The organism is Stieleria mannarensis (assembly GCF_014154935.1).
GTDB lineage: Bacteria > Planctomycetota > Planctomycetia > Pirellulales > Pirellulaceae > Stieleria > Stieleria mannarensis.
This window is the reverse complement of sequence record NZ_JACEHH010000021.1, coordinates 142,785-163,993: the sequence shown is the minus strand read 5'-3', so window position 1 is coordinate 163,993 and position 21,209 is coordinate 142,785. Positions and strand designations below refer to the sequence as shown.

15 protein-coding genes and 5 tRNA genes are annotated in these 21,209 nt (G+C 60.6%); 16 read left to right on the top strand and 4 right to left on the bottom strand.

All coding sequences use genetic code 11. The annotated features are described in order from the left end of the window. The first annotated feature begins 207 nt into the window (after window positions 1-207). Entirely contained in the window at window positions 208-1,056 is an 849-nt protein-coding gene (locus H1B37_RS15890) for a DUF547 domain-containing protein (protein WP_182867634.1), read from the top strand. Here the strand turns inward: H1B37_RS15890 and H1B37_RS15885 are convergent. Together H1B37_RS15885 and H1B37_RS15880 are read right to left on the bottom strand one after the other, a co-directional pair. Then, window positions 1,001-1,201, bottom strand: coding sequence for a hypothetical protein (locus tag H1B37_RS15885; RefSeq protein ID WP_182867633.1), 201 nt, complete (start codon window positions 1,199-1,201; stop codon window positions 1,001-1,003). The genes H1B37_RS15890 and H1B37_RS15885 overlap by 56 nt on opposite strands. After that, window positions 1,198-2,181: a D-2-hydroxyacid dehydrogenase gene (locus tag H1B37_RS15880; RefSeq protein ID WP_182867632.1), complete on the bottom strand. Its 984-nt coding sequence runs from the start codon at window positions 2,179-2,181 to the stop codon at window positions 1,198-1,200. The genes H1B37_RS15885 and H1B37_RS15880 overlap by 4 nt, the downstream gene beginning before the upstream one ends. A gap of 234 nt (window positions 2,182-2,415) precedes the next feature. Here H1B37_RS15880 and H1B37_RS15875 point away from each other — a divergent pair, with 234 nt between their 5' ends. The 15 genes from H1B37_RS15875 to rplK all read left to right on the top strand — a co-directional run bounded on the left by H1B37_RS15875 (window position 2,416) and on the right by rplK (window position 15,352). After that, complete coding sequence (locus H1B37_RS15875) at window positions 2,416-5,517, top strand: PSD1 and planctomycete cytochrome C domain-containing protein (RefSeq protein ID WP_182867631.1); 3,102 nt, start codon at window positions 2,416-2,418, stop codon at window positions 5,515-5,517. A 3-nt stretch (window positions 5,518-5,520) separates the two neighbouring features. Beyond that, window positions 5,521-6,927, top strand: a complete 1,407-nt coding sequence (locus tag H1B37_RS15870) for a DUF1501 domain-containing protein (RefSeq protein WP_182867630.1) — start codon at window positions 5,521-5,523, stop codon at window positions 6,925-6,927. A 119-nt stretch (window positions 6,928-7,046) separates the two neighbouring features. Continuing rightward, entirely contained in the window at window positions 7,047-8,027 is a 981-nt protein-coding gene (locus tag H1B37_RS15865) for a dihydrodipicolinate synthase family protein (RefSeq protein ID WP_182867629.1), read from the top strand. A 70-nt stretch (window positions 8,028-8,097) separates the two neighbouring features. Continuing rightward, a complete protein-coding gene (locus H1B37_RS15860) occupies window positions 8,098-9,033 on the top strand; it encodes a hypothetical protein (protein WP_182867628.1) in 936 nt (311 codons plus the stop codon). Further along, window positions 9,030-9,857, top strand: coding sequence for a TrmH family RNA methyltransferase (locus tag H1B37_RS15855; RefSeq protein ID WP_182867627.1), 828 nt, complete (start codon window positions 9,030-9,032; stop codon window positions 9,855-9,857). The genes H1B37_RS15860 and H1B37_RS15855 overlap by 4 nt, the downstream gene beginning before the upstream one ends. 164 nt (window positions 9,858-10,021) lie before the next feature. After that, window positions 10,022-10,783 (top strand): MBL fold metallo-hydrolase, encoded by a 762-nt coding sequence (locus tag H1B37_RS15850; RefSeq protein WP_182867626.1) that lies wholly within the window; start codon window positions 10,022-10,024, stop codon window positions 10,781-10,783. A 270-nt stretch (window positions 10,784-11,053) separates the two neighbouring features. Then, a tRNA-Thr gene (locus H1B37_RS15845) sits at window positions 11,054-11,126 on the top strand. 218 nt (window positions 11,127-11,344) lie between these two features. Continuing rightward, window positions 11,345-11,426 (top strand) — tRNA-Tyr (locus H1B37_RS15840). 61 nt (window positions 11,427-11,487) lie between these two features. After that, window positions 11,488-11,558: transfer RNA gene (locus H1B37_RS15835), tRNA-Gly, on the top strand. Between the two features lie 9 nt (window positions 11,559-11,567). Next, a tRNA-Thr gene (locus H1B37_RS15830) sits at window positions 11,568-11,639 on the top strand. 341 nt (window positions 11,640-11,980) lie between these two features. Beyond that, complete coding sequence (gene tuf / locus H1B37_RS15825; protein ID WP_182867625.1) at window positions 11,981-13,177, top strand: elongation factor Tu; 1,197 nt, start codon at window positions 11,981-11,983, stop codon at window positions 13,175-13,177. A gap of 140 nt (window positions 13,178-13,317) precedes the next feature. Next, window positions 13,318-13,390 (top strand) — tRNA-Trp (locus tag H1B37_RS15820). A gap of 156 nt (window positions 13,391-13,546) precedes the next feature. After that, on the top strand, window positions 13,547-14,005 hold the full coding sequence (gene secE / locus H1B37_RS15815) for a preprotein translocase subunit SecE (RefSeq protein WP_147866774.1): 459 nt from the start codon (window positions 13,547-13,549) through the stop codon (window positions 14,003-14,005). A gap of 107 nt (window positions 14,006-14,112) precedes the next feature. Beyond that, on the top strand, window positions 14,113-14,871 hold the full coding sequence (gene nusG, locus H1B37_RS15810) for a transcription termination/antitermination protein NusG (protein ID WP_286177800.1): 759 nt from the start codon (window positions 14,113-14,115) through the stop codon (window positions 14,869-14,871). A 55-nt stretch (window positions 14,872-14,926) separates the two neighbouring features. Next, entirely contained in the window at window positions 14,927-15,352 is a 426-nt protein-coding gene (gene rplK, locus H1B37_RS15805; RefSeq protein WP_147866773.1) for a 50S ribosomal protein L11, read from the top strand. Between the two features lie 673 nt (window positions 15,353-16,025). On the opposite strand, the gene clpB is transcribed toward rplK, so the two are convergent. Together clpB and dnaK are read right to left on the bottom strand one after the other, a co-directional pair. Next, window positions 16,026-18,671 carry an ATP-dependent chaperone ClpB gene (gene clpB / locus H1B37_RS15800; RefSeq protein ID WP_182867624.1) on the bottom strand — a complete coding sequence of 882 codons (2,646 nt, stop codon included), beginning with the start codon at window positions 18,669-18,671 and terminating at the stop codon, window positions 16,026-16,028. Window positions 18,672-18,904: 233 nt separating this feature from the next. After that, window positions 18,905-20,842 (bottom strand): molecular chaperone DnaK, encoded by a 1,938-nt coding sequence (dnaK, locus tag H1B37_RS15795; protein ID WP_182867623.1) that lies wholly within the window; start codon window positions 20,840-20,842, stop codon window positions 18,905-18,907. Window positions 20,843-21,209: the final 367 nt, after the last annotated feature.

The following is a 21,209-nucleotide window of genomic DNA, read 5'->3' as shown; positions in this document are numbered from 1 at the left end:
TTCACAGAGGCGGATCCTCCTCGATCAGCGTAGACCTAATCGGAGCCTGGAGACATGAGGAATGTGTGTCGGAATTTCTCGTCCGCCAATGTGATGCCCTTATTCCACTGCTGGCGGAACCTGTCGGCGGGCGGTCATTGGCCACTGTAGCTGATCGATCGAGCATCCCTTTACAATCAAACGGTCCCGAAACAGAATCCTTTGCCGATGAATCGTTTTGTCGTCACCGTTGCGTTGATGCTCGCCGCTGGATCGATTCCGGGCATCGTCTCCATCCAGACCGCCAGCGCGGGAACACCGGTCTACGTCGGCCAGGCCAAAGCCCGCCTGGTGCCGATGCACACGATCGATCATTCGGCTTGGAACAACTTGCTAGGCAACTACGTCGATTCCGATGGCAGGGTGGACTACAAAGGCTGGCATGGGAGCGGTGAAGATCAGGCGTTGCTTGACGATTACCTGCAAACACTTTCGACCGCATCCATCGCGGCCGACAACGAAACCACACAATCACACCGGCTGGCGTTCTGGATCAATGCCTACAACGCGCTGACCATCAAAGGCATCTTGCGCGAATACCCGACCACCAGTATTCGCAATCACACCCCGCGGTTGTGGGGATACCACATCTGGCACGACTTGAAACTGCACGTCGGACACAAACCGTTCTCGCTGGACGAAATCGAGCACCAGGTGTTGCGAAAAATGGGGGAACCGCGGATCCATTTCGCGATCGTTTGTGCGTCGATCGGTTGCCCGCGACTATTAAACGAGGCCTATGTGCCGGAGCGGGTGGACGAGCAATTGACGGCGAATGCGAAAGACTTTTTCTCTCGGCGTCAGAACTTTCGCCACGACGTCGCCGGAAAACGTTTTTATCTGTCGGCGATCTTGAAATGGTTCGCCGAAGATTTCGGTGACGACCCATCGCAGGTTCTCAAACGCGTCGCCGTGTGGTTGCCCGATGAGACCGCGCGGCGTGCGGCGATGGACAACGCGGTCAGCCTTTCTTATCTGGATTACAACTGGCAGCTGAACGCTCAAACCGCTCGATGACGATGCCCGCCCGGCGATACAACCGATTGAATTCTTCGACAAAGGAAGCCGGTTCCTTGATCGGCAACCGCATCGGTCCGACCGGGTGATCGTCGCGATAGATGGCCGCGTCGCAGGGGACGGCGGTTCGATTGCTGCTGCTCATGATTGCCCACGGTAGACCGCCGAGGGATGGGGAAACCCGAGCCGTTTGTCGACGCGGTTGTAAACCGGTTCTCCCGCCTGGTAGCGTTTCAGATTGATGGCCGCCAAAGCCGTCGAGTCGTCGACGCGGCGATGCGACTGGGCTCCGACATGTGGCGAGATCATGACCTTGGGGTCGTCCCACAGCTTGCTCTCGGGCGGCAACGGTTCCACCTCCGTCACGTCCAATCCTGCGCCGGCCAAATGACCGCTGGCCAACGCGTCGCACAAGGCCTGTTCCTGAACCACCGAGCCGCGGGCAACGTTGATCAAGTACGAACCACGTTTCATTTTCGCAAACCGCTCGGCATCGAACACGCCCTTGGTGCCCGAGTTCAGTGGCAGCGTCAGGACCACCACGTCGCTTTCGGCCAACAGCCGATCGAGTTGGTCGGCCGGCCACAACTGAGAGACCTCCGGTGGGCAATCCACCGGGTAGTAATCGGTGGCAATCAGACGCACGTCCCAAGGCGCCAGCACGCGGGCCAAAAAGCGACCGTTGCCGCCCAGGCCGACGATCCCGACCGTTTTGCCACGCAGGTCATCGGTGGGCAAGCGGATGAATTCTCGGCGTGCTTCGGCGCGAAAGAACAACGGGGCGCGGCGGATCACGCCGAACAGCAGCGAAAACGTTTGCTCGGCGACCTGGGGGGCAAACAACCCCGACGCGCTGCTGACAACGATGGCGTCGTTTTCGATCACCCCAGGCACCAGACAGTGGTCCAGCCCGGCCGCGGAGGATTGAATCCAACGCAACTTTCCGGCATCGAGCACGCGGTCCCAGTTGACGGGAACTTTGGCGTGCCCGATGAAGATCTCCGCCGTCGGCAGCAATTCGTCGATGCGTTCCTGGCCGGCATTGACCACTTCATAGTCCGGCGCGGCGGCTTGAATCTGGTCGATGTGTTTCTGGCCGACGGGGTAACAGAGAACGATTCGCATGGGGCGGTTCCGTGAAGGGGGATTCGCGTGAACGCGGAGTATCCCCGACCGGGCAAATCTGCTCAATCCGTCACCGGTTTGCCAGCGGGACGCGTGAGCGGCCGGCCTCCCCCGTTACCGACGCCGTGCCCCTTGCTGACGCGACGGGCTGGCATGAGATGGTTTGCACCTCGCCGCACGTGCCTGGCCTGTTACAATGCATTCCCTTCCTCCCTCCTCCCCACGCCCCCGCCCATGATTCGACGATTCGCCGCCCTGGCGGTCTGGCTTGCCGCGTTCGGACCGGCCCTGGCCGAGACCGATTCGGAAAGCATCGATTTTGCCAGCCAAGTCCGCCCGATCCTTTCGGACGCCTGTTTCGCCTGCCACGGACCGGATGAAGAATCCCGCGCCGCCGACCTGCGGTTGGACGATCCCGAATCGGCCGCAGCGGTGATCGAATCGGGCGACGCATCGTCCAGTGAGCTGTATGCCCGGTTGGTGGAATCAGATCCCGAGTTGAGAATGCCGCCGCCCGATTCGGGCAAGCAACTCGACGCGTCACAGATCGCCATCTTGAAACGCTGGATCGACCAGGGGGCCGAATTTGAAACGCATTGGGCGTTCGTCGCGCCGTCGCGACCGGAGATCCCGCCCTTCGAGCAGTCGGCTTGGGTGAAGAACCCGATCGACGCATTCGTCGCGAGGGAACTGGATTCGGAGGGGCTTTCGCCTTCCCCGGCCGCCGGCCACCGCACGTTGATCCGTCGTCTGGCGTTGGACCTGACGGGGCTGCCGCCGGAACCGGCATTCGTCACCGCGTGGATCAAGCGGCTGCAAAATGATGGCGAAGCGGCGTACCAGGATCTGGTCGGCGTGCTGCTGCAATCCAGCCACTACGGGGAACACTGGGCGCGGATGTGGTTGGACGCGGCGCGCTATGCCGATTCGGACGGCTATGAAAAAGACAAACCCCGCCAGGCTTGGTTTTATCGCGACTGGGTCGTCGATTCCTTCAACCACGATCGACCCTACGACGATTTCCTGGTCCGGCAAATCGCCGGCGACTTGCTGCCCGGTGCGACTCAATCGGATCACGTCGCCACCGGATTTTTGCGCAATTCGATGGTCAACGAAGAAGGCGGCGCCGATCCCGAACAGTTCCGCATGGAAGCGATGTTCGACCGCATGGACGCGATCGGCAAATCCATCCTGGGGCTGACGATCCAGTGCGCCCAATGCCACACACACAAGTACGACCCGATCGAGCAACACGAATACTACGGCATGTTCGCGTTTCTCAACAACACCCACGACGCGATCATCCCGGTCTATACCGACAGCGAACAGAATCGCCGCGATCACGTGCTGCAGCAAGTCGCCCGAGAGGAACGTTTGATCAAAGCCGCGATCCCCGACTGGCGTGAGCGCATGCACGGCTGGGCCGGCGAGGTGTCGGGGCGCAGCCAGCCAGACTGGACACCGATCGAGTTGTCGTTCTTGGATCGGACACTGGGTGGATCGAAGTTTCTGCCCCAAGGTGATCGATCCTATCTGTGCCAGAGCTATGCACCGACGAACTTTAAACCACAGGGCACCGGAACCTATCACGGAAATCGCTTGACGGGGTTGCAGTTAGAATTGCTGACGCACCCCAATCTGCCGCGGAGCGGACCGGGACGAAGCGTCGACGGCACGTGGGCGCTCAGCGAGTTGACGGCGGAGGTCGCGTTGTCGGACAGTCCCGATCAAGCGACACGGATGAAATTCAGCCGCGCCCTGGCCGATCGGTCGCCTCCGGTCGCAGAATTAAGACCACGCTACGGCAACAAAAAGAATTCAAAACGCGTCACCGGCGGAATCGACTTTGCCATCGACGGCGACGAAACGACCGCGTGGACCAACGAAGTCGACACGCCCCAGAGCAACATCTCTCAAACGGCGTGGTTCGAGTTCGAATCGCCGATCGAGATTCCTGAGGGGCAACACGCGATCGTCACCGTTCATCTGGCCCAGCGTCACGGCGGCTGGAACAGCGACGACAACCAGACGTTCAACATCGGACGGTTTCGCGTGTCGCTGACCGGCGACGCGATCCCCGAGTTCGATCCGCTGCCCAGTGCGGTCGATGCAATCGTGAGGCGTCCGCCTGCGCAATGGTCGCCCGACCAGGAAGCCACGGTGTTTTCGCATTGGCGCACGACGGTGCCCGAAGCGGAGCCGCACAACGAAGCGATCGATCAAGCCTGGAAGTCGCATCCGCGTGGGACGACACAATTGACACTGGCCCGCCGCGAAGACCCGCGAACGACGTCGCTGCTGGCCCGGGGAGATTTCCTCAGCCCGGTGGAACCGGTCACCCCGCACGTGCCGGCGTTTTTGCACGCGTTGGAAAATGACGACGCCCCGCCGCGATTGCAGTTCGCGCGTTGGCTGGCGTCGGAGGAATCACCGACGACGGCACGCTCGATCGTCAATCGGATCTGGCAGGGCTACTTCGGCGTCGGCTTGGTCGAAACCAGCGACGACCTGGGGACGCAAAGTGCGCCGCCGTCGCATCCCGAACTGATGGACTATCTGGCCGTGGAATTGATCGAGAACGGTTGGAGCCTGAAGCATCTGCATCGCCTGATCGTCAGCTCGGCGACCTATCGACAATCGTCGCGTTTGACGCCTGAGCTTGCAGAGCGTGACCCCTACAACCGACTGCTGGCCCGTGGAGCTCGTTTCCGAGTCCCCGCCGAAACGGTGCGCGACATCACGTTGGCGGCCAGCGGCTTGCTCAACCGCAGCGTCGGCGGGCCGAGTGTGTATCCTCCGGCACCGGAGTTTCTGTTCAAGCCGCCGGTCAGCTATGGGCCGAAGGTTTGGGAGGTCGCCGAAGACGCCCAGCGTTATCGACGCGCGCTTTACACGTTCCGGTTTCGCAGCGTCCCCTACCCGATGTTGGAAAACTTTGACGCCGTGCCGGGAAATCTGTCCTGTGTGCGTCGCAGTCTGTCCAACACGCCGATGCAGGCCCTGACGTCGCTCAACGAGCCGATGTTTTTGGAGTGCGCGATCGCGCTTGCCGCCAAGACGATTCGCGAAACTCCCGAGACGGGTGACGGCGCTCGAATCCGATTCGCATTCCAGCGCTGTGTCGGACGTGATCCGAGTGCGGACGAGCGGGGCGTGTTGACGGACTATCTGCAAAGCCAACGGACTCGGCTGGAAAACCAATCGCTGTCGGCCGACGAGATTTTATCGTCCGGGGCGTTACTGGAGGTCGGCGATTTGGACGCGGACGAATTGGCGGCATGGTCGCTCGTTTGCCGCGTGTTATTGAACTTGGATGAAACGATCACTCGAGAATAGATCATGACCCCTCTGAATCGATCACGCCGCTGGTTCTTGCGCGATTGCGGCGTCGGCCTGGGAGCGATCGCCGCGACCCAGATGATGGCCGACCCGTCGATGGCAAAATCGACCGCGGATCCGCTGGCAGTGCGCGCCCCGCACTTTCCGGCCAAAGTCAAGAACGTGATCTTTCTGTTCATGGCCGGCGCGCCCAGCCATTTGGAACTGTTCGATTACAAGCCCCAATTGGCCAAGTTCGATGGCACGTTGCCGCCGGCGGAATTGCTGGAGGGTTATCGTGCGGCATTCATCGATCCGAATTCAAAACTGCTGGGGCCGAAATTCAAATTCGCCCGTCACGGCCAGTGCGGTGCGGAAATTAGCGAGATCCTGCCGCACACGGCCAAAATCGCCGATGACTTGACGATCGTCAAATCGATGACGACCGACGCGTTCAATCACGCGCCGGCGCAAATCATGATGAACACCGGATCGCAACTGTTCGGCAAACCCAGCCTGGGATCATGGACGCTGTACGGTTTGGGCAGCGAGTCGAAAGACTTGCCGGGGTTCGTTGTGTTTAGCAGCGGCAGCAAAGGCCCCAGCGGCGGCAACAGCAACTGGGGCAGCGGATTTTTGCCGACGGTGTACTCCGGTGTCCAGCTCCGCAGCGTCGGCGATCCGGTGTTGTACCTGTCCAACCCGCCGGGCGTGGACTCGCGGGCCCAGCGTGACGCACTCGACGCGATCACGCAGCTCAACGAGCAACATTTGTCGGTCACGGGAGATCCCGAAATCGCGACGCGGATCAATTCGTTTGAAATGGCGTACCGGATGCAGGCGTCGGCGCCGGAGTTGATGGACATTCGATCCGAGACGCAGAAAACGCTGGACCTGTACGGTGCCGACCCCGACAAACCTTCGTTCGCCAAGAACTGTTTGTTGGCGCGGCGGTTGGTCGAGCGGGGCGTCCGATTCGTGCAATTGTTTCATGAAGCGTGGGACCAACACGGCAACCTGGTCGGCGGGTTGAAGACCAATTGCCGAGACACCGACCAGGCCTGTGCGGCGCTGGTCCAAGATTTGAAGCGGCGTGGGATGTTGGACGAGACGCTGGTGATTTGGGGCGGCGAATTCGGGCGCACGCCGATGGTCCAAGGCGGGGGCAACGACGGCCGCGACCACCATCCCAACGCGTTCACGATGTGGATGGCCGGCGGCGGGATGCGGCCCGGGGCGACACTCGGGGAGAGCGACGATTTTGGCTTCAACGTCACCCGTGATCGCGTGCATGTCCGCGATTTGCACGCGACGATCTTGAACCAGTTGGGGTTCGACCACACCCGATTGAGCGTGAAATTCCAAGGGCTCGATCAACGGCTGACCGGTGTCGAACCGGCGCGTGTGGTGCGAGAGATTTTGGCGTGAGGGCGACAAAAACAATCAATTTGCCGTCCTGAGATGCGTTCACCCTCGGCTAGCGTTGAACTATTCTTTCCGAAACCATCTCGATCCGTCAGCTTTGCCCCTCGAATTCGACTTTTTTGATGTCCAAACCGATCTCCGGAATCCTGACCCCCAACATCACGCCTGTCGATCGTGACGGTCGTGTGGACGAAGACACGCTGCGTCGGTACGTGGATTGGTTGATCGAAAAAGGCGTCGACGGCTTGTACCCCAACGGCAGCACGGGGGAATTCATCCGGTTTACCGCCGAAGAACGCCGCCGGATCGTCGAGGTCGTGGTGGACCAGACCGCCGGCCGGGTGCCTGTGTTGGCCGGCGCGGCCGAAGCCAATGCCAAGGAGACGATTGCGGCGTGTGACGCGTACGGCGCGATGGGGGTGCGAGCGGTCGCGATCGTTGCTCCGTTTTATTACCGGCTGTCCGACCAAGGCGTGTACGCGTATTTCCGTGAAATCGCCGACGCCGTCTCGGTCGACGTCACGCTGTACAACATCCCCCTGTTCGCCTCGCCGATTTCCGTCGAAACCGTTGTGCGGCTGGCGTCGGAATGCCCACGTGTGGTCGGCATCAAAGACAGCTCGGGCGACCTGCCGAACATGATGCGGATGATTTCGCAGATCCGTCCCCTCCGCGACGACTTTTGTTTTCTCACCGGCTGGGATGCGGCGTTGGTGCCGATGCTGGTCGCCGGCGCCAACGGCGGAACCAACGCGACCAGCGGCGTCGTCCCCGAACTGACCCGTGCGATCCACCGCAGCGTCGTCGCCGGGGACATCGAACAAGCGATGAAATTGCAGTACCAGTTGCTGCCGCTGTTTGACGCCATGCTCTCGATCGGCGAATTCCCCGAAGGCTTTCGTGCCGGTGCGCGATCACGAGGCTGGGACCTCGGCCCGGGACGCGTCCCGATTTCCGAGCGACAGCGCGACGCGATTGCCGCAGCCCAGCGACAGATCGATGATTTGCTGAAGGAGTTCGTCGACGCACCGACACCCGGCGTGTCCAATCAAGTGATCCAAAAGATCGTCAGCCAGGTGATGTCGCAACTGAAGACACCCTAGCCACATCACACACAACGGAAGTTTCTTCGCAACGGGCGGGAACGCATTAGATGCCAGTCGGGGCGCGGCAATGAGAGCAATCGGATTCAACCAACGTTTCTCGGTGACGATCTGCAAGGGAACCCTGTTACCGGTGTTGTTGGTCGCCGTCGCAGCGGCCGCTGCGACCGACGCCCGGGCTTGGGAACCAAAGAACAAGTCGGTGTTGGCGGGGCAGACGGCTCTGGAACTCGCCTCCCCGACGCTGACCGAAAGCAGCGGACTGGCATTTTCCGGCGTCGACCCCCAATGCGTTTGGTCGCACAATGATTCCGGCGACAAAGCCAGGCTGTACGCCTTTTACGTCAACGGCCGCCCTTGCGGTCGGATGGCGCTACGTGGGGTCAAGGCCCATGACTGGGAAGACATGGCGTCCTTCGACGACGACGGGCCACGACTGTTGGTGGCCGATGTGGGCGACAACGACTCCCGGCGTCAATCGGTTTCGTTGTACATTTTCGATGAGCCCAGCCCCCGCGCGAGAACCCTGGTCGCATCGTTCCAGCACCTGGCCGTGCGCTATCCGGGCGGGCCGCACAATTGTGAAGCTGTGGCGGTCGACGTTCCACGGCGGCGGGTCTTGTTGTTGGCCAAATCACCGCTGATGGCAACGATGTTCGAGGTCCCACTGCCGAAACGCGGCGACGCGAGCGAATCGTCCGAGGCGGACGTCTCGGTCATCCAGGTGGAAGCCAAGCGAGTTCAAACCCTTGCGATCCCACTTGCGACCGGCATGGATCTGTGCGCCAAAACGGGAGACCTCTGGATTGCCAACTACCTGCAGGCCTATCGCTTTCCCCACTCCAAGCGCGTACCGCTGGAGACGCGATTGCGACAAATGCCGGGCATCGTCGAATTGCCGAGGTTGAAGCAAGTCGAAGCGATCGCCGTCGATGACCAGGGGCGTGTCTGGGTGACCAGCGAAGGCAGGCCGGCGAAGATGCAGCGGTTGACGGTGACTCCGTGACCGACCGCGGCCCCATCGAATGTGTCACGATCGATTCGATCGACGATCCGCGTCTTTCAGGCTTTCGAAACCTGAGGCATCGCCCGACCGGACGCGTGATCGACTCGTCACATTTCGTCGTCGAGGGGCAATTGATCACACAGCGATTGATCGCCAGTGATTTTCCGCTGCGAGCGGTGGTGGTCGAAGACGGCCGCGACCTCAGCGTGCTGGGCGGACTGCCCGCCCCCACGCCCGTGTTCGTGCTGTCACGCGATCAGATGCGCCAGCTGTCCGGGTTTGATTTCCATCGCGGGTTTCTCGCCAGTGCCGATCGCAAACCGCTCGGTACGATCGCCGACTTTCGCGACGATCCGGTATCGCTGGCGCTGATCCACACGACGGACATGGAAAACTTGGGCTCGATGGTGCGTACGGCTGCGGCGCTGGGGATCCGCCAGATCCTGATCGATCTCCGGTCGGTCGACCCGTTTTCCCGGCGGGCGATGCGGGTCAGCATGGGGGCGGTTCTAGGCATGCGTTGGCTGGCGTTGAAGCAACCGGCCGACGATCTGCGGGCACTGGCAAGTCACGGGGTCGTCAGTTTGGCGTCGACGCTGGCATCCGATGCCGTCTCCATCGATCAGGTAACGCGGAATGCGGATCCGATGGTTTTGGTGATGGGCAACGAGGCCCAGGGGTTGCCGACCGAGGTGCAGCGAGCGGCGACGCATCGGGTGACCATCCCCATGGCCACCGCCTCGGGGTGCGGCCAGTTGGTCGACAGCCTGAACGTCTCGGTGGCCGCCGCGATCCTGCTGTACGAACTGACGCGTCGGGTGTGAGGAGCCATCCACCTTGGTGGACGACGCTCCCTTCCGGGCCGTCGCGAGCAGCGTCCGCGGCGACGACCTAGAAAGGGCGTCGTACAACGATCCGCTCGCGTGTACTACAATTATCGCTTCAGGTCAGCCTTCACCGCTCATTTCGCTCGCCAGCAACGTCGACCATGCAACTGCATTGCCTCGGAACGGCCGGGTATCACCCCAACGAGGATCGACACACGAGCTGTTATTTCTTGCCGGAAAGCGGGGTCGTGCTCGACGCCGGGACGGGGCTGTTTCGGTTGGCGGAGCTGATCCAGACGCCGACGCTGGACATCTTGCTCAGCCACGCCCACCTGGATCACGTCGCCGGGCTGACGTTTTTGCTGGACGTGCTGCATCAACGCCCCGTCGATCGGCTGCGGATTTGGGGCGAAAAGGAGAAACTGGCGGCGATCCAACAGCACTTGTTTTCGCGACTGTTGTTCCCCGTCCAGATCGAAGCGGAATTCCGTGAAATCGACGATTTGCCGCAATTTACGATCGGCGACTGCACGATCGATTGGCGTCACCAGCAACACCCCGGGGCGTCGGTCGGCTATCGATTCCGCTGGGCGGACGGCACGCGGTTGTTGTATTTGACCGACACGACGGGCGATGACGGTGGCGAGGCGATTCGCTGGAATGGTGGGGCGGACCTGATGATGCACGAGTGCTATTTTCCGGATGCCATGGCTCAGTGGGCGACCAAAACGGGGCACACCCATAGCAGCCGTGTGGCGAGGATTGCGGCCGCGTCGGCGCCGAAACAGCTGGTCCTGACCCACGTCAATCCGGTCGATCCGCAGCCCGAAGTGATGCTCCGGGAAGTCAGCGAGGTGCTCCAGCGGCGAAAAATCCCGGTCCGTTTGGCGGCCGACCGCGATGTGATCGAATTCGGTTGCTGAAAACCCGAATTGCCTCATGATCGGCCGTCGGGAACGCCGAAACAGTGCTTCACGCGGCGAACCCGAGCGTTCATCCGGCTGTCACAGAGGCCGGCGGTTGGAACGTTCCGGCGGCGATCTGGTGGTTTGCGGTCGACAGAACCCAAATCCGGCTTGCCCCAGGACGATCGATTGCTAAACTCTGCCCTCTCTCCAACGGTGCTGCGTTGCAGCGCCCGCGAGGGCAGGACAGTGCCGGGACGATGAGCCTGGCGATTGGGCGAGCGATTCGCCAGCGTAGCTCAGTTGGCAGAGCAGCTGATTTGTAATCAGCCGGTCGTGGGTTCGAATCCCTCCGCTGGCTCTGGCGTGGCTTCCGCCACCGGGTGGCATCGCCGCGGGCCAAGAGTTCGAAACGGTTTGGGCTGTGAAACCGCACGGGCCGGCCGGCTAGCCGCCTTGCCAGCGACGGCCGAACAAGGCACACTTCCTGACGAATTAACGATCCGATCAAGAATTTACCGATTCAATTGCACGACGAGACCGACAGCAAGATTTAAATAAAGATCGACAAGTAACGAAGGGGGTTTGCCCGAGTGGTTAAAGGGGGCGGACTGTAAATCCGCTGGCTACGCCTACATTGGTTCGAATCCAATAGCCCCCATGAAGAAGAGGTCGCAAATCGAGAGGCCCGAATTTGCGATGCGTGTGAAGAGCATGATCAAGCGGGTGTAGCACAATGGTAGTGCAGCAGCCTTCCAAGCTGAATACGAGGGTTCGATTCCCTTCACCCGCTCTGAGCGTCGCTGCTGTAGCTCAGTGGTAGAGCACTTCCTTGGTAAGGAAGAGGTCATGGGTTCAAGTCCCATCAGCAGCTTGAGCGTCTGGAACTGAGAATCTGGAAAGTTGGTGCGGATCTTGCTGATTTTTTTCAATCAGCAATTGCAAGCGACGCGACTTTTCGCAACAACTACGCACCCTCGCCAGCGGCACTGTTTTTTGCCTCCTCTGGCGGGCGTACTGAAGCAACAACCGGGGCGTCCTTGGTGGACGCTCCTGGATACGATTTTCTGTCTGTTTAGAAGAACAAAGTTCGATCGTCGCGACCACTGGGTCGGTGAACCACCGTGGGTGTGAACACGGCACCGCTTTTGTGGGCTCGTCAGGGGCGTATCCCCAGGCAAGTAGCGAGGGCGATCGAGCGCAGGTGAGTTAGAAATGGCCAAGGCAACATTTGAACGGACCAAGCCCCACGTCAACGTCGGCACGATTGGGCACATTGACCACGGTAAAACAACGACCACGGGTGCAATCCTGGCAGTCCAAGCCGCCAAAGGCTTGGCAGAGGCAAAGGGATATTCGGATATCGCCAAGGGCGGTACCGTGCGTGACGCGACCAAGACGGTGACCATCGCGGTCGCCCACGTCGAATACGAATCGGATAACCGTCACTACGCCCACATCGACTGCCCGGGCCACGCCGACTTCGTCAAGAACATGATCACCGGTGCCGCCCAAATGGACGGTGCCATCCTGGTCGTTTCGGCCGCCGACGGCCCGATGCCGCAAACCAAGGAGCACGTCCTCCTGGCTCGTCAGGTCGGCGTCCCCTACATCGTTATCTTCCTCAACAAGTGCGACTTGGTCGACGACGAGGAGTTGCTGGAACTGGTCGAGCTGGAAGCCCGCGAGCTGCTCAGCAAGTACGACTTCCCCGGCGACGACGTCCCCGTCATCCGCGGATCCGCTTTGCCGGCCTACAACAGCCCCAGCGACCCGGAAGCCAGCAAGTGCATCACCGAGCTGATGGAAGCTCTCGACGAGTACATTCCTGAGCCGGTTCGCGAAGACGACAAGCCGTTCCTGATGGCGATCGAAGACGTGTTCTCGATCGAAGGCCGTGGGACGGTCGCCACCGGTCGGATCGAACGCGGCGTGATCAAGGTCGGCGAAGAAGTCGAAATCGTTGGTCTGGGCCCGAATTCGTCCAAGACCACCTGCACCGGCGTCGAAATGTTCCGCAAGGAAATGAACGAAGGCCGTGCCGGTGACAACGTCGGATGCCTGCTCCGAGGTATCAAGCGTGAAGAAATCCAACGGGGCCAGGTTCTGGCCAAGCCCGGTTCGATCACCCCGCACACCAAGTTCGAAGCCGAAGTTTACTGCCTGAGCAAGGACGAAGGCGGCCGACACACGCCGTTCTTCAGCGGTTACCGCCCGCAGTTCTACTTCCGTACCACCGACGTGACCGGAACGGCCAACCTGCAAGGTGCCGACATGTGCATGCCCGGCGACAATGTGAAAGTCACCGTCGAACTGCACAAGCCGATCGCAATGGACGACGGTGTCCGGTTCGCTATCCGTGAAGGCGGTCGTACCGTCGGTTCGGGCGTTGTGACCAAAATCGTCGAGTAGTCCCCTCCGTGGGACCCGCTGACGCCCTCGCCGGCGTCAAACTCGAAGAAAGACATCGCGAGAACCAACGAATCACCTAGCGGTTCGTTGGTTCTCTGCTTTAAACTACGCGAAGCCGAATTTCGGTTCGGTCCCAGCGAAGGAGTGTAGCTCAATTGGCAGAGCACTGGTTTCCAAAACCAGCGGTTGCGGGTTCAAGTCCCTCCACTCCTGCTAGATTTTTCTGCCCATCCCGCTGCTCTGGTGCCAAGACGCCGGGTCGCGGTACGATGTGCTTGACGCGGAGGTGTTGCGTTCCTCCGACTAGTACTGGCTGAACAGAAGCCGGCCTTCGAAAAAGCCGGCGGATTCGAACCTAAGGACAATCGAGTGTCTCGAGACATCGCCGGGAGCAAAGCGAACACCGCCGCAAGTGGCAGTTCGCTTTCGAGCGAGCTATTGCACGCCTCCGTTTACAAACCGAACCAAGGACGTATCGTCCGCCAGTTGACCGTGCTGGCGATCTGGTTGATCGTCGCACTCGGTGCCTGGCGTCTTTACGCCACCCTGGACAGTTCGACCGCCAACAAGGCGATCGCCGTGGGGATCCCCGCCGGCATCCTGCTGGCCGGGTTGTGGATCGGCTACCGGCTGATCAACTGGCCTCGGTTTGCCGACTTTCTGATCGCCGTCGAAGCGGAAATGAAGAAGGTGACGTGGCCCAGCCGCGAAGAGGTCAAACGGGCGTCGGTGGTGGTGATCGTCACGATCGCCATCCTGGCCATCTCGCTGTTCCTGTTCGACGTCTTCTGGCAGGCGTTCTTCAATGCCTTGTGGGCAACGGCCTAACCGATTGTCCTGGATCGATTTGCTGGTAGATTTGGAATCTTGTCGCTCGCCGATCGCGACACCACCGCTCTTCACGTTTTCACGCCCAAGCCGTTTTCAGTGCTCCAATGACCGACGAATCCCGATCCCCCAACACCGACGACTCCGAAGTGATCGACGAGTCCAGCGAAGTGCTTGAGGAAACCGATTCCGCGGACGCGGGCGGCGAGGAAAGCGAAGCCGCCGAACCGGCCGAAGCTGTGGCGGAATCTAGCGGCGCGGAATCCACCGGCGAAGTGTTCTTGGACAGCGACGATGACGACGATGACCAGCCGTCGGATGAAATCGAGATGGATTGGTACATCCTGAAGGTCGCCTTCAACCGAGAAGATTCCATCGCCGACGCGTTGCGAAAGAAAATCGCAATGGAAGGCATGGAGGAATACTTCGGCGACGTGGTCGTCCCCAGCGAAGATGTCGCCACGTTCACCCGTGACGGCAAAAAACGAATCACGAAGCGAAAGCTCTTGCCTGGTTACATCATGGCCCGAATGGCCATCAACGATGACACCTGGTTCCTGGTCCGTGAAACCGGCGGAATCAGCGACTTCACCGGATCGGCGGGTAAACCCATGCCGATGGACCCGGCGGACGTGGATCGGTTCATCAACCGACCGATCGCCGAAGACGAAGAAGAGGCCCCGATCAAGACGGCGATTCCGTTCAAGGTCGGCGATCGTGTTCGCGTCAAGGAAGGCAATTTTGAAAACCAGGAAGGTGATGTCGATGCCGTCGATGAAGCCAACGGCCGAATCACCGTGATCATCAACATTTTCGGCCGCAGTGTTCCTATGGAATTGGATCACTGGCAAGTCGAACCGGTGTAGTTAACCTCACGCCGAAACATCACAACCAACTCAATCGTAAATCAAGCATCCGATCATGGCAAAGCAAGTTACTGGACAGGCAAAGTTTCAGGTCCCCGGCGGTCAGGCCACCCCCGCTCCTCCCGTCGGTACCTCCCTGGGTAAGTTCGGTGTGAACCTGGGCCAATTCGTCCAAGCGTTCAACGATCGCACCAAAGAATACAACGGCACCCCGATTCCCGTGATCGTCACGGTCTACAACGATCGTAGTTTCGAGTTCGTCACCAAAAGCCCGCCGGCCGCCTCGTTGCTGAAGCAAGCGGCGGGGATCGCCAAGGGCAGCGGCGTGCCGAACATCAACAAAGTCGCCAAGGTCACCCGCGCCCAGTGCGAGGACATCGCCACCAAGAAGATGGCCGACCTGAACGCCCGCAGCATGGACCAAGCCGTTCGAATGATCGAAGGCACGGCCCGCAGCATGGGCATCGACGTCGAAGGCTGAACGTTCGGTGTAGCGGAAGCCGCCAAGGCTTTCGCTTCACCACATGTCGCCGCAGCGCCGCTGCGAAACTCTTGGCGAGTTCCGCTACCGGAAAATGCAGCGGCGACGAACCCTCAGGAAACCGCCGCAAATTGATTTGCGGCCTTCATGCCGTAGCGGAAGCCGCCAAGGCTTTCGCTCCACCGCATGTCGGCGCAGCGCCGCTGCGAAACTCTTGGCGAGTTCCGCTACCGGAAAATGCAGCGGCGACGAACCCTCAGGAAGCCGCCGCAAATTGATTTGCGGCCTTCATGCCGTAGCGGAAGCCGCCAAGGCTTTCGCTCCACCGCATGTCGCCGCAGCGCCGCTGCGAAACTCTTGGCGAGTTCCGCTGCCGGAAAATGCAACGGCGACGAACCCTCAGGAAACCGCCGCAAATTGATTTGCGGCCTTCATGCCGTAGCGGAAGCCGCCAAGGCTTTCGCTCCACCGCATGTCGCCGCAGCGCCGCTGCGAAACTCTTGGCGAGTTCCGCTACCAGAAAATGCAGCGGCGACGAACCCTCAGGAAGCCGCCGCAAATTGATTTGCGGCCTTCATGCCGTAGCGGAAGCCGCCAAGGCTTTCGCTTCACCACATGTCGCCGCAGCGCCGGCACGAAGCTCTTGGCGAGTTCCGCTACCAGAAGCGGCTTCCTACCGGAACACATACCCCGTCCCGTCATGGTCGACCGTGACGGTGCTGCCCTCAGCGAACTCGCTCTTCAGAAGCGCGGTCGCCAGTTCGTTTTGGACCTCGCGTTGGATCACCCGTTTCAACGGTCGAGCGCCATAGGTCGGGTCGTAGCCGGTCTTGGCGATCTGGTCGATGGCCGCGTCGGTCACTTCGAGCGTCAATCCGTTGTCTTGCAAGCGGCGACCCAAGTGCTCGAGTTGCAGCTGGACGATCTTGCGAATCTGGCCCTGATCGAGCGGCCGGAAGATCACGGTGTCGTCGATCCGGTTCAGGAACTCGGGCAGGAACCGAGTCCGCAGTGCCTGTTCGACCGCCTCCCGCATCTCCTCTTCGTCGCCGCCGTCGGCCGCGATCTGCTGGATCTCCTGGCTTCCCGCGTTGCTGGTCATCACGATCACCGCGTTGGCAAAGTTGACCGTGCGACCATGCCCGTCGGTCAAACGACCGTCATCCAGGACTTGCAACAAGATGTTGAACACATCCGGGTGAGCTTTTTCGATTTCATCCAGCAGGATCACGCTGTAGGGTCGCCGACGGACCGCTTCGGTCAGCTTTCCGCCCTCTTCGTAACCGACGTATCCGGGCGGGGCGCCGATCATGCGGGCGACGCTGTGCCGTTCCATGAATTCCGACATGTCGATCCGCACCATCGCGTTCTCGTCGTCGAACATGATTTCCGCCAGCGCCTTGCACAGTTCGGTTTTCCCCACCCCGGTCGGTCCGAGGAACAGGAATGATCCGATCGGCCGGTTGGGGTCGGCCAGACCGCTGCGGCTGCGGCGAACGGCATCGGACACCGCTCGGACGGCTTCGTCTTGTCCGATCACGCGGGTGTGCAACCGCTCTTCCATGACCAGCAACTTGGCCCGTTCGGTCTCCATCATGCGGCTGACGGGAACGCCGGTCCAGGCCGAAACGACCTCGGCGATTTCGTCGGCGGTGACTTCACGCCGCAGCAATCGTCGCTCGGGTTCCTCGGACGGCTCACCGGTGGAGGCCCCGTCGTCGCGTTTTTCGATTTCCTCCAGCTTGGCCTCCAACTCCGCCTGGCGTGATTGCACCTCCAGCATTTCGCGATACAGGTCTTCCGGGTTTTCGCCACGGAGCTGTGTCTGCTTGGCTTCGGCGTCCAGGGTGGCAAAGCGGTGGGCCAGCGTTTCGGCTTCTTGGCGGATCGATTGTACGCCGTCGAGTCCGATTTTTTCGCTTTCCCATTGTTCACGCAGATCGGCGAGTTCCTTGCCCAGCGATTCCATTTCCTCCTGGATCTCTTCGCGGCGCGAAACGATCGACGCATCGGTACCGTCTTCGTCTTGCAGTTGTCGCTGGGCGAGTTCCAGTTGTCGCAAGCGGCGTTGGATGCGGTCGATGGGTTCGGGAACACTTTCTTTTTCCATTGCCAGCCGACTGGTCGCTTCATCGACCAAGTCGATCGCCTTGTCGGGCAAAAAGCGATCGGCGATGTAGCGGTTGGCCAGTGTCGCGGCGGCGACCAAGGCGCTGTCGGTGATTCGCACGCCGTGGTGCGATTCGTAGCGAGACTTCAAACCACGCAAGATTGCGATCGAATCCTCCACCGACGGCTCTTCGACATAAACCGGTTGGAACCGTCGTTCCAGCGCGGCATCCTTTTCGATGTGCTGGCGATACTCGTCCAGCGTCGTCGCGCCGACACAGCGCAGCGCTCCGCGGGCGAGTTCGGGCTTCAGCAAGTTGGCCGCGTCGGGCGAACCTTCCGCCTTTCCCGCGCCGACGACCAGATGAAGTTCGTCGATGAACAGGATCACGCGGCCGTCGGAATCCTTGACCTCGCGGAGCACGGCTTTGAGTCGTTCTTCGAAATCACCGCGGAACTTTGCACCGGCGACCAGCGCGCCCATGTCGAGTGCGATGACGCGTTTGTTCTTCAGGCTTTGTGGGACATCGGCTTCGAAAATCCGCAGCGCCAAGCCTTCGGCGATCGCGGTCTTCCCCACACCGGGTTGCCCGATCAGCACAGGGTTGTTCTTGGTGCGTCGCGACAGCACCTGGATGACGCGACGGATTTCGTTGTCGCGGCCGATGACCGGATCCAGTTTTCCGCTGGCGGCCAACTGGGTCAGGTCGACGCCGTATTTTTCCAACGCCTGATAGGTGTCCTCGGCGTTCTGGTCGGTGACGCGTGCGCTGCCGCGGATTTCGCTGGCCGCTTTCAACACGTCGTTGGCATTGACGCCGCAAAGCGAGAGCAAGCTTTGTGCTTTGGTCTTTGCCTTGGCCAGTCCCAACAGCAGGTGCTCGGTGCTGACGAATTCGTCTTTCAACGACTGTGCGGTGGCGGCGGATTCGTTGAGTGCCGATTGCAGTTCGGCGGAGATTCCCGGTTGGCGTCCACCGGAGACCTTGGGCAGTTTGTCGGCTTCGCTGGCGGTCAGATCGCGCAGTTGCTTTGCGTCGGCCTTCATCTTGGCCAGCAGGGCGCCGGTGATGCCGTCGCTTTCATCGAGCATCGCGGCCAGCAAGTGCAGGGAGGTGATTTCGGGATTGCCTGCCGATGTCGCACGCCCTTGTGCTTCGGCGATCAAGCCCTGAGCTTTGGTGGTCAGTTTATCGAATCGGAAGGTCATCTCGATTGCTCCTGCGTAGAGAAAAGAATGGTCACGTGTTGGTGTGCAGGCTTCAGCGGCCCGCTTCGCTGCAAAGCAGCGACGGGGAATCGCCTAAAGGCTAGACACCAGCAGTTGTGGTAGTTCCGTCGGTGCGTAAAAAAAGACGGGCGACGTGACACCCGTCTCTCGTCGTCACGGTGCCGGCGGGATGCCGGCGGTGACGTTCGATCGTTTCGACAAATTGTCGTCGTTTAGCTTTTGACTTCGAAATCGGCGTCGATGGCGTCGTCGTCATCGGAGTCACCCGCGGGCGAAGCGGCACCGGAGGCCGCGGCGTCCGCATCGCCTCCGGCTGCTGCCGTCTTCTCGTACAACACCTTGCTGAACGCTTTGGCGGCGGCATCCAATTCCTCGGTCGCCTGCTTGATCGCTTCGACGTCGTCGGTGCCCGACGCCGTTTTGACCTTTTCGATCGCCTTGTTCAGCGGTTCTTTGTCGTCGTCGGACAGCTTGTCGGCATGCTCGGCCATCTCCTTTTCCAGCTGGTGAACCTGCTGATTCGCCTTGTTGCGTGCTTCGGCCAATTCGAACTGTTTGCGGTCCTCCTCGGCATTCGCCTCGGCGTCGCGGCGCATCTTTTCGATCTCGTCGTCGTTGAGCGCGCCGGCTTCCTTGATTTCGACCTTGGCTTCTTTGCCCGTCTTCAGCTCCTTGGCCGAAACGCTCAAGATGCCGTTTTGGTCGATGTCGAACTTCACTTCGATTTGCGGCACGCCACGCGGCTGGGCGGGGATGCCTTCGAGGTTGAACTCGCCGAGTAGCCGGTTATTGGCGGCCATCTTGCGTTCCCCTTGGAAGACGCGGACGGTCACGGCGGTTTGGTTGTCCGCCGCGGTGCTGAACACGTTCTTCTTTTCGACCGGAACGGTGGTGTTGCGTTCGACCAGTGCGGTCATCACACCACCTTCGGTTTCGATCCCCAGGGTCAACGGCGTCACGTCCAGCAGCAAGACGTCGGTTCGGTCGCCGGCCAAAACGCTGCCTTGGATCGCGGCACCGATGGCGACGACTTCGTCCGGGTTGACGCCCTGGTGAGGCTCTTTGCCGAAGATCTCTTTGACGATTTGGCGGACCTTGGGAACCCGCGTGCTACCACCGACCAAAACGATTTCGTCGATGTCGCTGGGCGAGAACCCGGCGTCCTTGAGTGCTTGCATGACGGGCGTCTTGCACTTTTCAACCAAGTCGTCGATCAGCTCTTCGAACTTGCTGCGGGTGACCTTCATCGTCAGGTGTTTCGGACCGGATTGGTCCATCGTGATGAAGGGCAGGTTGATGTCGGTCTCGGGCAGCGTCGACAATTCTTTCTTGGCCTTTTCACAGGCCTCTTGCAGACGCTGCAGCGCCATCGGATCGTTCCGCAGATCGATCGCGTTTTCCTTTTTGAATTCGCCGGCGACGTAGTTGATCAACGCTTCGTCGAAGTCGTCACCGCCCAAGTGGGTGTTCCCGGAGGTGCTGATCACTTGGAAGACGCGGCTTTCGTTTTCCTCGTCACCACTGTCGGCGACTTCCAACACGGACACGTCGAAGGTACCGCCCCCGAGGTCAAAGACGATGATCTTTTCGTCTTTGGCCTTGTCCAGCCCGTAGGCGAGTGCGGCGGCGGTCGGCTCGTTGATGATCCGTGCGACTTCCAGCCCGGCGATCTGGCCGGCATCCTTGGTCGCTTGACGCTGTGCGTCGTTGAAGTACGCGGGGACGGTGATCACGGCCTTGTTGACCTTGTGACCGAGGTACGACTCGGCCGATTCCTTCAGCTTGCGAAGCACCTTGGCCGAGATCTCTTGCGGCGTGAAGGTTTCATCGCCGACTTCGATCTTGACGTACTCATTGGCTTCCCCGACGACACCGTAGGGAACCATCTTCTCTTCCGATTCGACCTCGTGATGGCGTCGGCCCATGAAGCGTTTGGCCGAGTAAACGGTTCGCTTGGGGTTGGTGACGGCTTGGCGTCGCGCGGGTTCGCCGACAATCGTTTCCTTCTTGTCGGTGAATGCGACCACGCTGGGCGTCAGCCGGTTGCCTTCGGGGTTCGGGATCACCTTGGGCTCACTGCCTTCCATGATGGCGACCACACTGTTGGTCGTCCCGAGGTCAATGCCGATGATTTTTTCGCCCTGAGCCATAACGCTTCATCTCCGTGAAAAAGTGGATTGTTCGAGTTTGGTTTCGGCCGTGGCGATCTACCGCGTTGGGATTTCCGCTCGTCGGGCCGTGGGTGGGTTGTGCTGAACGTGTCAAAGTTGAGGGTATTCGTGACGGGCGATCGCGGTCCGATCCGCCTGTCGATTTCGCCTTTCCAGGCGTCGGAGTGGTGGAAAAGCAAAGTCCGTGCCAGTCGACCGGTGCGCCGCGAGAAAAACTCGCTCTGCCAGTTCGAATGACGCGATTCCCCAGCGAAAACAATGTTTTGCAGCGAGCCAAGCCGGCGGAAAACCTTTTTTGGCAGCATCCCCAAAACACGAGAATTGGCGTGCTGACAGGGATTGCCAG